Below are 12017 nucleotides of genomic sequence, written 5' to 3'. Positions count from 1 at the left end.
GGCCCGGCGCGTGACGGCGCCGGGCCCGTGCCCTGTGCGGGGGCCGCACGGTGTACGAGGCGGTGTGCTGTGCGTCAGAGCGTGGCCGCGGCCGCGGCGATCGCGGAGGCGAAGGTCGAGACCTCGGAGTAGACGCCGGGGGCGTTGGCCCGGGCGCAGCCGATGCCCCAGCTCACGATGCCGACCTGGATCCACGCGCCCGCGTTGTCGCGGCGGAACATCGGGCCGCCGGAGTCGCCCTGGCAGGTGTCGACACCGCCCGCCGCGTATCCGGCGCAGATCTCGTCGCCGGCGACCAGCCCGCTGTAGCCGCTGTAGGAGCGGCAGGTGGCGTCGCTGACGAACGGCACCGTCGCCTTGAGCAGGTAGCGCTGCTGGGCGCCGCCCTCGGAGGCCGAGCCCCAGCCCGCGATGGTGAAGGTGCCGGTGTTGTACGTGGTGGTCGTCGCGATGGGCATCGTCGGCAGGTTGACGGGCGAGGCGAGCTTGATCAGCGCCCAGTCCTTGCCGTTGCCGTTGTAGCCGGGGGCCCGGTAGACGTAGGTGGACTTGACCTGCACACGGCCGGAGGTCGACTGGAGGTCCACGACACCGGCGGTGGCCGTGATGCCGGTGTTGGCGCCGGTGCGGCTCACACAGTGCGCGGCGGTGAGCACGATCTGCTGGGTGTAGAGCGCGCCGCCACAGCCCATGGAGAGCCGGACCATGAACGGGAACTCGCCCTGCGCGGCCCGGGTTCCGCCGACCACCGGTGCCGGGGCGGCCTGTGCCGGGGAGGCGGGCTGAAGGCTGACGACCGCGAGGACGGCCGCGCCGGCGACCGCGCATCTTCTGAGCGCCTTGAAGAGCTTCTTCACGTGATGCCTTCCGTGGGGGGTGGAATGACATGCGCATGCCAAGAAGGTGGTCCGTGAGGGCCGTAAAGGAAAGCCCATGTGCTGGCATGAGCTCGTCAAATTCTGTTGCTGGATTATGAGAACGCTGTGACCGCCCACACAAGGGGTGTAATCCGGCCACACGCGGCCCGGGCGTGCGTGTGCGCCCGCGTCTGGCTGGTGGAGGGGCTCGGCGGCCGGTACGCCCCCGGCGCCCCGCCCCCGAACCGGAGGCACCGCGCCGCGCGTTCCGCCCGCGCCCGCGACCGAGCACCCGTAGGGCGCCACAGGGGGCGGCTGTTGTGGGCGCGGCCTTCGCCCTGGGGCGGCCGTTCTTCGGCCGTCACCGGCCCTGGCCGGTCCTCACCGCGTACGTCGTCGCGACCGGGAACCGCGGGCGGACCGACATCGGGGCGCGAGGCGTCGCGTGCTTCGCCCGGGCCTGCGCGGGCGGGCTTGGCTACCTGCTACGTGACCGCGGCCTGCCGGCCGCTCCCGGTCCCGCGTCCGCCGGCACCGCGCCGTCCCGCTCCCGGCGTTGCCACGGCGTCCACGGCGCCGTCAGGCGCGACGGGTGCGCCGTGACGTCTCACGTCGTACGCCATGACCTCCCGGGCAGGAGAACGCCGACGCCCCGAGCACTCGCCCTCCGCCCCGACGGGGGCGGGAGGTGAGGGTGTGCTCGGGGCCTTGTTCCGGCGTCCGCCGACAGGTGTCAGGCGTCAGGCGCTCTTGATCGCCGAGATGTCGAAGTTCAGCTTGATCTTGTCGGAGACCAGCACGCCGCCCGTCTCCAGCGCCGCGTTCCAGGTCAGGCCCCACTCGGAGCGCAGGATCTGGGCCGTGCCCTCGAAGCCGACGCGCTCGTTGCCGAAGGGGTCGGTGGCGGAGCCGTTGAACTCGAGGTCGATGGTGAACGGCTTGGTGACACCGAGGATGGACAGGTCGCCGGTGATGCGGTAGTCGTCGCCGCCCAGGGCTTCCGCCTTGGTGGAGCGGAAGGTCATCGTCGGGAACTCCTCGGCCTTGAAGAAGTCCGCGCTCTTCAGGTGGCCGTCACGGTCGGCGGAGCCGGTGTCGACGCTGTCCATCTTGATGTCGATGGTGGCGGTGGACTTGGCCGGGTCGCTGCCGTCCAGGTGCAGGGAGCCGCTGACGTCGTTGAACTTGCCCTTGACGTTCGTGACCATCGCGTGGCGTGCCACGAACCCGAACGTGGAGTGCGACGGGTCGATCGCGTACTCACCGGTCAGCGCGGCGAGTTCAGGGGTGACGGCCGCAGCGGCCTGAGGGGTCGTGTCGTTGGTGTTCTTGCGGCCGAAGATGCCCATGAGGTGCTCCTTGGGGACGGGGTCGCGGATTCGTTCGAAGCCGCGGAACGGGAGGGTCGGACAATTCTGTTGAATGTTCAACCAGGTAACGGGATCGACGGTAACCCTATTCCGTCCGGTTTTCAACATCATCCGCAACGTGTTTCTCACACGACGGTGAGTAATCGTCCGCCGCCCTCTGGCGGACGCGCGTAGACCTCGGGCACCATCTCCCTGCGCCACCTGCACAGCCGCCCCACAGCAAGCACGGCCATCCGCAGGAAGGGTTTCCCCATGGTCCCCACGACGATCGCGAAACTGGCCCCCACGAAGAACGCGAGACCGCACCGGCTCCGCTCCGCGCTCACCGCCCTGGCCCTCCTCGTCGCCCCCGGCGTCGCCGTCCTCGGCACCGCCGGCGACGCCTTCGCCGCCACCAAGATCAGTCACGCCACGGCCACCTCGATGTTCCGTTCGGCCGGCATCACCTGGTCCTCCTCCGGCAACTGCTCGAACCGCAACAACTCCACCTGCACGTCCTTCGACCAGCTCAACCTCGCCACCGCCCAGGGCGCCCAGACCCTCAAGAGCGCCAGCGGCTGCGCTCTCAACATCACCGGCGGCACGGAGACCGGCCATGCCTCCGGCACCTACTCCCACTGGAACGGCTACAAGCTCGACTACGGCAAGAACACCTGCGTGACGAACTACATCAAGAACTCCTTCACGTACATCGGACTGCGCGGCGACGGCGCCCCGCAGTACCAGTCGGGCGCCGGCAACATCTACGCCGACGAGGGCAACCACTGGGACGTCCTGTACTACAACTGCGGCGGCTGCTGAGCGCGTCGGGTACGGCCCCTCACGCGTCTCTTCCTCGGCGCGACGGTCCTCGCGGCGGGTCTGCCGCGGGGACCGGCTCCGCCCGCGCCGCGGACGCCCCCTGCGGCCCCCTGTGCCGCCGCCGGCTCGACCTCGCGGCCCCATGGCCGGTGACCGCATGGCGCACTACGAGTGCGGCAACGGGGAGAACCCGCGCGGCCGGCACACCGGGGGCGGGGATGCTCCTGTGGTGGCCGTCGGCCGCCTCGGCGGGCGCGAGCGTCCGGGTCGGCCGCACCGGCCGGACGGCTATGCTCCGCGTGAGCGAGCGGCCGCGCACCGGCGAGCCGCTGGAGATCGTCCGGGACCGTCCCGTGCGGGGTGTTCCGGGCCGACGAGTCGGTCGAGAAGCTGTCGGCAGACCGCCGTCTGCGCCTCCGTGTCACTCCAGGGATGGCATGCGCGACTCACTAATGTGAGCCGGCTCTCAGCCTCTGTGTTTGTGTGACCTCTACAAGGCGCACGCCCTCTGAGCAGTCGGAACGCCTGCACAGGGTTGTGGTTCTGTTCAGTGCTACCAGGAAAACGGTCTGGAGACTGTACGGAGTCGACGGCTCGCTTTCCTTGGCGGGCTTCGTAAGGTCGCTACATGACCGTTTTGGAAGAGACGACCGGTGAGCCGGCGGACGCGCGGGGTCGGGTGGCCGAGCTGCACGAGATCCGTGTGCAGGCGCTGGCGGGTCCCAGCGAGAGGGCGACCGAGGCGCAGCATGCCAAGGGCAAGCTGACCGCCCGGGAGCGGATCGAGCTGCTCCTGGACCCGGGGTCCTTCCGGGAGGTCGAGCAGTTGCGCCGGCACCGCGCGACGGGCTTCGGCCTGGAGTCCAAGAAGCCGTACACGGACGGTGTGATCACCGGCTGGGGCACGGTGGACGGCCGCACGGTCTTCGTCTACGCGCACGACTTCCGGATCTTCGGCGGCGCGCTGGGCGAGGCCCACGCGACGAAGATCCACAAGATCATGGACATGGCCATCGCGGCCGGTGCGCCGCTGGTGTCGCTGAACGACGGCGCCGGCGCCCGGATCCAGGAGGGCGTCAGCGCCCTCGCCGGCTACGGCGGCATCTTCCAGCGCAACACCAAGGCGTCCGGTGTCATCCCGCAGATCAGCGTGATGCTCGGCCCGTGCGCGGGCGGCGCGGCCTACAGCCCCGCCCTCACCGACTTCGTGTTCATGGTCCGCGAGACCTCGCAGATGTTCATCACCGGCCCGGACGTCGTCAAGGCGGTCACCGGTGAGGAGATCACCCAGAACGGGCTCGGCGGTGCGGACGTGCACGCCGAGACGAGCGGTGTCTGCCACTTCGCGTACGACGACGAGGAGACCTGCATCGCCGAGGTGCGCTACCTCCTGTCGATGCTCCCGCAGAACAACCGCGAGAACCCGCCGCGCGTGGACTCCACGGACGACGCGGACCGCCGCGGCGACGTCCTGCTGGACCTGGTCCCGGCGGACGGCAACCGACCGTACGACATGGCCAAGGTCATCGAGGAGATCGTCGACGACGGCGACTTCCTGGAGGTCCACGAGCGCTGGGCGCGCAACATCATCTGCGCGCTGGCCCGGCTCGACGGCCAGGTGGTGGGCATCGTCGCCAACCAGCCGCAGACCCTCGCGGGCGTCCTGGACATCGAGGCGAGCGAAAAAGCTGCGCGCTTTGTCCAGATGTGTGACGCTTTCAATATCCCGATCATCACGTTCCTGGATGTGCCGGGGTTCCTCCCCGGCGTGGACCAGGAGCACGGCGGAATCATCCGCCACGGAGCGAAGCTGCTGTACGCGTACTGCAACGCGACCGTGCCGAGGATTTCGCTGATCCTGCGCAAGGCGTACGGCGGGGCGTACATCGTCATGGACAGCCAGTCCATCGGTGCCGACCTCACCTACGCGTGGCCCACGAACGAGATCGCCGTGATGGGCGCCGAAGGCGCCGCCAACGTCATCTTCCGGCGCCAGATCGCCGAAGCCGAGGACCCCGAGGGCATGCGCAAGCGCATGGTCAAGGAGTACAAGTCCGAGCTCATGCACCCCTACTACGCCGCCGAACGCGGCCTGGTGGACGACGTCATCGACCCGGCTGAGACCCGCGAGGTCCTCATCAGGTCCCTCGCGATGCTGCACAGCAAGCACGCCGACCTGCCTTCCCGCAAGCACGGCAATCCCCCGCAGTAACCCCGCGGATCCTCCGCGGTCCCCCTGCGGAAACCTCTCTCACGGAGACTGACACCCATGAACTCCACTGACATTCGCGTCGAGAAGGGCCACGCAGAGCCCGAGGAGGTCGCCGCCATCACGGCGATCCTGCTCGCGCGTGCCGCGGCCCGTGCGTCCACGGAAGCCCCGGCGCACCCCGGCCGCGCGAAGGCCGGCTGGCGCCGCCTGGAGCGCGAGCCCGGCTTCCGCGCCCCGCACAGCTGGCACGGCTAGTCCGCGACACCCCGGCACGACAGAAGGGCCCCTCTCCGCGCGAGAGGGGCCCTTCTGCCGTGTGCGGGCATGAGGGGCGGTGCAGCGGACCGGCGCGCGGACCGGCGCGGACACATGGGTGGACGGCCCCACGGGCGGGCGGACAGACAGGTGGGCGGCCCGTCCCGAGCCGGGAGGGGCCGCCCACCTGTCAGTACGTACGCCGGATCAGCGCAGGCGCGCCATGAGCGCGTGCTCCACCAGGGTGATCAGCGCCGACTTGGCGTCCGCGCGGTGGCGGGCGTCCGTCGTGATGATCGGGGCGTCGGGGCCGATCTGGAGCGCCTCGCGCACCTCGTCCGGCTGGTAGGGCTGGTTGCCGTCGAAGCCGTTGAGGGCGATGACGAACGGCAGGCCGCTGTTCTCGAAGTAATCGACCGCCGGGAAGCAGTCCGCGAGACGACGGGTGTCCACCAGCACGATCGCGCCGATCGCACCGCGCACGAGGTCGTCCCACATGAACCAGAAGCGGTCCTGGCCGGGTGTACCGAACAGGTACAGGATCAGGTCCTGGTCCAGGGTGATACGTCCGAAGTCCATGGCGACCGTCGTGGTCGTCTTGTCCCCGGTGTGGGTGAGGTCGTCGATGCCTGCCGAAGCAGACGTCATGACGGCCTCCGTGCGCAGCGGGTTGATCTCCGAGACGGCGCCGACGAACGTGGTCTTACCCACGCCGAAGCCGCCCGCCACCACGATCTTCGCGGAGGTGGTGGAGCGGGAAGGACCGCCGCTAGAGCTTGCGAAGTCCACTGAGCACCCTTTCGAGCAGTGTCACGTCTGGCTGGCCGCCGGCGTTCTCGTCGCCGCCGGGCTGATGAATGGCGACCAGTCCCGCCTCCGCCAAGTCGGCGACGAGGATCCTGGCCACGCCGAGGGGGATCGTGAGGAGGGCCGAGACCTCGGCCACCGACTTGATCTCTCGGCACAGATTGCAGATCCGCTGATGCTCGGGCAGCTGGCCCTGCATCTGGTGCGGAGCTGCGGTGGTGTGCACCAGTGCCTCGATGGCGAGCTGGTACCGCGGCCTGGTGCGGCCGCCCGTCATGGCGTACGGACGCACCAGTGGGTTGTTCGACGCCCCGGCGGGCGCGGGCTCGGGGGTACGCCGCTGCGGCTGCACCGGCTGGATGCGCGGCGCGTGCGGCTGGTCGTACGGCGACGATCCGGGGCCCTGTGGACCCTGGGGCGCGTACGGCTGCTGACGCCGCTGGCTCGGCGAGGAGGGGAAGTTGTACGGGTTCGGGGAACCGTCGCCCTGGCCCTGGGCAGGACCGTACGACCAGTTGCCCGACGAACCGCCTGGGGGTGTTGCCACTTTCTCTCCTCCTCCGACTGTGCACTGGCACCCATCACTGTGGAGCCGCGTCCCGAAACCTTACGGCCCCGGGACGCCAATACGCACCGTCCGTCTGTTAGTTGAGAAGGCTCCCTTGGAGCTCCGCACGAAGATCGGGTGTCAGAACCGTACCCGCACGGTCCACCAGGAGGGCCATCTCGTACCCAATGAGGCCGATGTCCGCCTCTGGGTGGGCGAGTACGGCGAGCGACGAACCATCGGAGACGGACATGATGAACAGGAATCCCCGCTCCATCTCCACAACCGTCTGGTTCACGCTGCCGCCCTCGAAGATGCGCGAGGCACCGGCAGTCAACGAGGTCAGACCCGACGCGACGGCCGCGAGCTGATCGGCGCGGTCACGCGGGAACCCTTCGGACATCGCCAGAAGGAGTCCGTCGGCGGAGACCACCACGGTGTGGGACACCCCCGGGGTGTTGTCCACGAAGTTGGTGATCAACCAGTTCAGGTTCTGTGCCGCCTGGCTCATCGGGCTCACACTAACGCTCCTGGTTGTAGGTGCTGTCAGGACCGAAGCCCTGGCCGTTCGTTTCACTGCCTGCGTTGCGTCCGCGCTGGACGCCTCGACGCAGGTTGCTCAGCCGGCCCCGGACGTCCTCCGGGGCGCGGGAGACCTGTGGGCCGCCCTGAGGGGTGGTCTCGGCGGCTCCCTCGACCAGGTTGGCCTTGGGTACCCGCCGCGGCAGACCGGAGGAGGTGACCCCGCCCGCCTTGGGCTTGCGAAGCTGCGAGGCCTGCTGCCAGCGGTCGTCGTTCGCCGAACGCCAGTCGGTGCCGTTGCCCTCCGCAGCGGAGGCCTGCGGCTCCTGCTGCGCGCGTCCCACGCCGTTCGACCCGTTCGCACCACTCGGGCCGGAGCCCCGGCGGGGGAGCCCCGCGTCGGTCATCGAGCCGGCGGCGGAGGAGGTCGGTCCCGGACGGTCGAAGCCTACGCGGTCCCGCTCGTTCACGTCAGCGGCCTGCGAGGATTCCGCTTCCGGAGCGTACTGGTCCGGGTAGCCGTTCTGGTAACCGGTCTGCTGCGGCCAGTCGTCCTGGTAGGACGGCTCTTCGAAGCCCGAGAACGTCTCGGGGGCAGCGGGGTGCGCCGCCGCCGGCTTCTCCTGGGCCGACTCCGCATAGGAGGGGCCGGAGTAGCCGCCGTTCGTCGCGAAACCGTTGTTCTGCGGCGCGCCGCCGTTCGACCCGAAGTACTGGTCGTCGTACGACTGCTGTCGGCGGCCCTCGTACGCGGTCTGCTGGTCGTAACCGGCGGACTGCTCCTGGTAGCCGGTCGCGTCGCCGTCGTAGGAGCCCTGACCGCTCTCGTACGCCGCGTGCCGGGCGTCGAACTCGTCGCCGTACGAGGAGGGCGCGTCGGCGCCCTGTCGGCCGTCCTCGGGCTGCGAGTGGGTCTCCAGGGCGGCCCGGCGCTCCTCGCGCATCAGCGAGCGGCCGACGGGGTCCAGGTCGCGGATGTCGTCCGGGACCTCGTAACGGCTGTCGTCGAAGCCGAGCTCGGCCGCCGTGCGCAGCGGCTGCTGGTTGAAGTTCTCGCCCTGGTACTGGAGTTGCGGCTGCTGCTGCTCAGGGATGATCTGCGAGACCGTGAACTCGTCGCGCTCCAGCTGCTGTTCGCCGCCGCCACCGTGGGTGATCGCGTCGGGCAGCATGACCAGCGAGGTGGTACCGGCCTGCTCGCCCGAGGGGCGCAGCTGGACGCGGATGCCGTGCCGGTCGGACAGCCGGCCGACCACGAACAGGCCCATGCGCTGGGAGATCGCGGCGTCCACGGTCGGCGGGTTGGCCAGCTTGTGGTTGATGTCCGCGAAGTCCTCGGCGGTCAGGCCGATGCCCTTGTCGTGGATCTCGATCATGACGCGGCCGTCGGGGAGACGGGTCGCGGTGACACGGACCTTGGTCTGCGGGGAGGAGAACGTGGTGGCGTTCTCCAGGAGCTCGGCGAGCAGGTGCACGAGGTCGGTCACGGCGCGGCCGTGGATCTCGGCCTCCGGGACACCGGAGAGCTCGATGCGCTCGTACTGCTCCACCTCGGAGGAGGCGGCGCGCAGCACGTCGACCAGCGGGACCGGCTGGTCCCAGCGGCGGCCGGGCTCCTCGCCGGCGAGGACCAGGAGGTTCTCGCCGTTGCGGCGCATACGGGTCGCGAGGTGGTCCAGGCGGAAGAGGCTCTCCAGCTGGTCCGGGTCGGCCTCGTTGTTCTCCAGTTCGGTGATCAGGGACAGCTGGCCCTCGATCAGCGACTGGTTGCGGCGCGACAGGTTGGTGAAGATCGCGTTGATGTTGCCCCGCAGGAGGGCCTGCTCGGCGGCCAGTCGGACGGCCTCGCGGTGGACCTGGTCGAAGGCGCGGGCGACCTCGCCGATCTCGTCGGTGGTGGTGATCGGGATCGGGGCGACGCGGGTGTCGACCCGGCCGGGGTCGGTGCGCGAGAGCTGGTCGACCAGCATCGGCAGGCGCTGCTCGGCGATACCGAAGGCGGCGTTGCGCAGCTGGCGCATGGAGCGGCTCATCTGGCGGGCCACCATGCCGGCCAGGATGAACGCGGCGAGCAGGGCGACCACGACGGCGGCACCGGTGATGAACGCGGAGGTCTTGGCGTCGTCGGCGATGCCCGACGCCTCGCTCACGGCCTTGTCGGCCATGTCCGTCTCGATCTTGCGGTACGCGTCGTACTTGAGGGTGTTGACCGCCCACCAGTTCTGCGCGGTGATGCCCTTCTGGGCCAGCAGCGCGCGCTCGGCGGGGTCCGTGGTCTGGAGCGTCGACAGGGCCGCGATCATGTCGGTCGGGTCGGCCGGCGGCGGGACGTAGTCCGGGTTCGCGCCCGCGGCCTGCTGGGCCAGCGCCGCGCCCTGCGCCTTGATCTTCTTCTCGGCCGCGCTGAGCTTGGCGGCGTCGGCCTCGGTGCCACCACCGAGGTACTCCTCGACCGCGATGCCCTCGAGGTAGGCGTACGAGGAGAGGGCGACGCGCTGCTTGCCGAAGCTCTCGGCCTTGGGGCCGGGCTTGATCAGCAGGTGCATGCCGATCGAGCGCTCCAGCGACAGGGCGGCCTTGGTCAGCGAGATCGCGTAGACGGTACGGCCGTAGCTGGTGATGTTTCCGGTGCCCAGACCGAGTTCGTTGGCGAACTCCATCAGCGGGTGGGCGACCTTGGTGTAGCCCTCCTCCGTCTGCACGGCGGGGAGCTTGGCGGTGAACCCGGCGGCCCGGATCGACTGGAGCTTGGGCTCCTCCTGCCGGAACAGCTTCAGACGGCGCTGGAGACCGGCTTTGTCCGGCATGCTCAGCGCGGCCTCGTCGAACGCGTCGGCGGCCTGGTCCGTCGTCTTGCGGACGGCGGTGACGGTCTTGTCGTCCTGGCCCTTGCCTTCGAGCAGGGGCCCGACCGAGGCGTCACGCTCGTTGTAGAGGGCGTCCGCGTAGGCCAGGGAGGCCCGCACCAGACGCGCGGTGTTCTCCGCGTCCTGGGCTTCCTGCCAGGTGTTGATCGAACTCCGCACCTGGAAGCCGCCCATGACGAGGCCGACCACCACGGGTATGAGCAGAATGGCGTTCAGCCGGGTCGGCACCCGCCAGTTGCGCGGAGAGAGACGGCCGCCGCTCGCTGGGGGCGTCGCCGTCGGCTCCGGGCCTTGTACAGGGGCGGTCGCCGCTCCGCGCGGCGGCGGGGTGAAGTTGCCCCGCGCCGCCGGCTCGGGACTGTTCGTGCTTCGCCTCACTCGACCAACAACCTCTCGGCGGTCGGCACCTTCGTCGTGCCGCAGTGTCTCAGAGCCCAGTACGTCATCGACTAGTGAGTACGTCTTTGACTATTGGGCAGTTCAGGCATTCCAGCACGTGGAGCAGTGCTCTTCCAAACAGTCGGAAGAGCCGGTTCCGAGTGATGTAAGCCCCAGATAAAACGGTCATAAAGCAGCGAGCCCCGTCAAAAGACGGGGCCTTCGTGCGCGCAGCGAGACGGGTCGAACGCGACGCGTTGCGATACCACCCGATACCTCTGCCGAAACGTTATGAACGCCGGAGCCGACCGTGTCAAAGGACACAGTCGGCTCCGGCGGCGCCTACGACAACTTCCGTACGGCACCACCGACTTGAGAACTACCTCAGCCGGGCCATGAGCGCGTGCTCCACCAGCGTGATCAGCGCCGACTTGGCGTCCGAGCGGTGGCGGGCGTCCGTGGTGATGATCGGGGTGTCCGGGCCGATCTGGAGGGCCTCACGGACCTCCTCCGGCTGGTACGGCTGCTGGCCGTCGAAGCCGTTGAGGGCGACGACGAACGGCAGACCGCTGTTCTCGAAGTAGTCGACCGCGGGGAAGCAGTCGGCCAGACGGCGGGTGTCCACCAGGACCACCGCGCCGATCGCACCACGCACCAGGTCGTCCCACATGAACCAGAAGCGGTCCTGGCCCGGCGTACCGAACAGGTACAGGATCAGGTCCTGGTCGAGCGTGATACGGCCGAAGTCCATGGCCACCGTGGTGGTGGTCTTGTCCCCGGTGTGGGTGAGGTCGTCGATGCCCGCCGACGCGGACGTCATCACGGCCTCGGTACGCAGGGGGTTGATCTCGGAGACGGCGCCCACGAACGTGGTCTTGCCGACGCCGAAGCCGCCGGCCACCACGATCTTCGCGGAGGTGGTCGCCCGTCCTCCGTCAGAGCTTGCGAAGTCCACTGAGCACCCTTTCGAGCAGTGTCACGTCCGGTGCGCCGGTGGACTCGTCGCCGCCCGGCTGGTGAATGGCGACCAGTCCGGCCTCCGCGAGGTCCGCGACGAGGATCCGGGCCACGCCCAGGGGCATGGCGAGCAGCGCCGAGACCTCGGCGACCGACTTCACCTCACGGCACAGGTGGCAGATGCGCTGGTGCTCCGGGAGCAACCCCATGAGCGCTGCCGGGTCGGCCGTGGTGCTGATCAGCGCCTCGATGGCGAGCTGGTAACGCGGCCGGGTCCGGCCGCCGGTCATCGCGTAGGGGCGAACCAGCGGCTGGTCGCCTTCGTCCCCGTACGGCTCCGCGTACGGATCATGAGAGGCGTTGGGCGGGGTCATGAATCCTCCGGGCGGGACAGCAGATCGGTCAGTCGTGCCGTCTGACGGGGGCCGGTGGGGGGATTGTGGC

Annotated in this window: 11 protein-coding genes and 1 pseudogene; 4 read left to right on the top strand and 8 right to left on the bottom strand. The window is 69.5% G+C overall.

The window, feature by feature from the left end:
* Nucleotides 1–74 precede the first annotated feature (74 nt).
* Both ACFV0T_RS19925 and ACFV0T_RS19920 read right to left on the bottom strand, forming a co-directional pair.
* Nucleotides 75–857, bottom strand: coding sequence for a serine protease (locus ACFV0T_RS19925; protein WP_385780488.1), 783 nt, complete (start codon nucleotides 855–857; stop codon nucleotides 75–77).
* A 740-nt stretch (nucleotides 858–1597) separates the two neighbouring features.
* Nucleotides 1598–2206, bottom strand: a complete 609-nt coding sequence (locus tag ACFV0T_RS19920) for a YceI family protein (protein WP_385780485.1) — start codon at nucleotides 2204–2206, stop codon at nucleotides 1598–1600.
* 273 nt (nucleotides 2207–2479) lie between these two features.
* Here ACFV0T_RS19920 and ACFV0T_RS19915 point away from each other — a divergent pair, with 273 nt between their 5' ends.
* From ACFV0T_RS19915 to ACFV0T_RS19900, 4 genes and pseudogenes are all read left to right on the top strand, one after another.
* Nucleotides 2480–3028, top strand: a complete 549-nt coding sequence (locus ACFV0T_RS19915) for a hypothetical protein (RefSeq protein ID WP_385780482.1) — start codon at nucleotides 2480–2482, stop codon at nucleotides 3026–3028.
* Nucleotides 3029–3270: 242 nt separating this feature from the next.
* Nucleotides 3271–3481: pseudogene (locus tag ACFV0T_RS19910) on the top strand (hypothetical protein); the annotation flags it as partial.
* A 175-nt stretch (nucleotides 3482–3656) separates the two neighbouring features.
* Complete coding sequence (locus ACFV0T_RS19905) at nucleotides 3657–5240, top strand: acyl-CoA carboxylase subunit beta (RefSeq protein WP_385780480.1); 1584 nt, start codon at nucleotides 3657–3659, stop codon at nucleotides 5238–5240.
* Nucleotides 5241–5297: 57 nt separating this feature from the next.
* A complete protein-coding gene (locus ACFV0T_RS19900; protein ID WP_385780477.1) occupies nucleotides 5298–5495 on the top strand; it encodes an acyl-CoA carboxylase subunit epsilon in 198 nt (65 codons plus the stop codon).
* A gap of 207 nt (nucleotides 5496–5702) precedes the next feature.
* Here the strand turns inward: ACFV0T_RS19900 and ACFV0T_RS19895 are convergent, their stop codons facing one another.
* The 6 genes from ACFV0T_RS19895 to ACFV0T_RS19870 form a co-directional block, all read right to left on the bottom strand.
* Complete coding sequence (locus tag ACFV0T_RS19895) at nucleotides 5703–6284, bottom strand: ATP/GTP-binding protein (protein WP_351346482.1); 582 nt, start codon at nucleotides 6282–6284, stop codon at nucleotides 5703–5705.
* The gene (locus ACFV0T_RS19890; RefSeq protein WP_385780474.1) at nucleotides 6265–6849 is read right to left on the bottom strand and encodes a DUF742 domain-containing protein; all 585 of its coding nucleotides are present in this window, start codon (nucleotides 6847–6849) and stop codon (nucleotides 6265–6267) included. The genes ACFV0T_RS19895 and ACFV0T_RS19890 overlap by 20 nt, the downstream gene beginning before the upstream one ends.
* Before the next feature lie 97 nt (nucleotides 6850–6946).
* On the bottom strand, nucleotides 6947–7360 hold the full coding sequence (locus tag ACFV0T_RS19885; protein WP_005479603.1) for a roadblock/LC7 domain-containing protein: 414 nt from the start codon (nucleotides 7358–7360) through the stop codon (nucleotides 6947–6949).
* 10 nt (nucleotides 7361–7370) lie between these two features.
* Nucleotides 7371–10616, bottom strand: a complete 3246-nt coding sequence (locus ACFV0T_RS19880) for a nitrate- and nitrite sensing domain-containing protein (protein ID WP_385780471.1) — start codon at nucleotides 10614–10616, stop codon at nucleotides 7371–7373.
* Between the two features lie 379 nt (nucleotides 10617–10995).
* Complete coding sequence (locus tag ACFV0T_RS19875) at nucleotides 10996–11571, bottom strand: ATP/GTP-binding protein (protein WP_030793795.1); 576 nt, start codon at nucleotides 11569–11571, stop codon at nucleotides 10996–10998.
* Nucleotides 11552–11947, bottom strand: a complete 396-nt coding sequence (locus ACFV0T_RS19870; RefSeq protein ID WP_385780469.1) for a DUF742 domain-containing protein — start codon at nucleotides 11945–11947, stop codon at nucleotides 11552–11554. The genes ACFV0T_RS19875 and ACFV0T_RS19870 overlap by 20 nt, the downstream gene beginning before the upstream one ends.
* Nucleotides 11948–12017 lie beyond the last annotated feature (70 nt).

It is taken from the genome of Streptomyces sp. NPDC059582, from assembly GCF_042735715.1.
GTDB lineage: Bacteria > Actinomycetota > Actinomycetes > Streptomycetales > Streptomycetaceae > Streptomyces.
This window is presented reverse-complemented; position numbering and strand designations above follow the sequence as displayed.

What these genes read in the sequence shown, in the direction of transcription:
- ACFV0T_RS19900 (WP_385780477.1), top strand. Translation starts at nt 5,298, where the DNA reads ATGAACTCCACTGACATTCGCGTCGAGAAGGGCCACGCAGAGCCCGAG.
- ACFV0T_RS19905 (WP_385780480.1), top strand. Translation starts at nt 3,657, where the DNA reads ATGACCGTTTTGGAAGAGACGACCGGTGAGCCGGCGGACGCGCGGGGT.
- ACFV0T_RS19885 (WP_005479603.1), bottom strand. Translation starts at nt 7,360, where the DNA reads ATGAGCCAGGCGGCACAGAACCTGAACTGGTTGATCACCAACTTCGTG.
- ACFV0T_RS19915 (WP_385780482.1), top strand. Translation starts at nt 2,480, where the DNA reads ATGGTCCCCACGACGATCGCGAAACTGGCCCCCACGAAGAACGCGAGA.
- ACFV0T_RS19870 (WP_385780469.1), bottom strand. Translation starts at nt 11,947, where the DNA reads ATGACCCCGCCCAACGCCTCTCATGATCCGTACGCGGAGCCGTACGGG.
- ACFV0T_RS19920 (WP_385780485.1), bottom strand. Translation starts at nt 2,206, where the DNA reads ATGGGCATCTTCGGCCGCAAGAACACCAACGACACGACCCCTCAGGCC.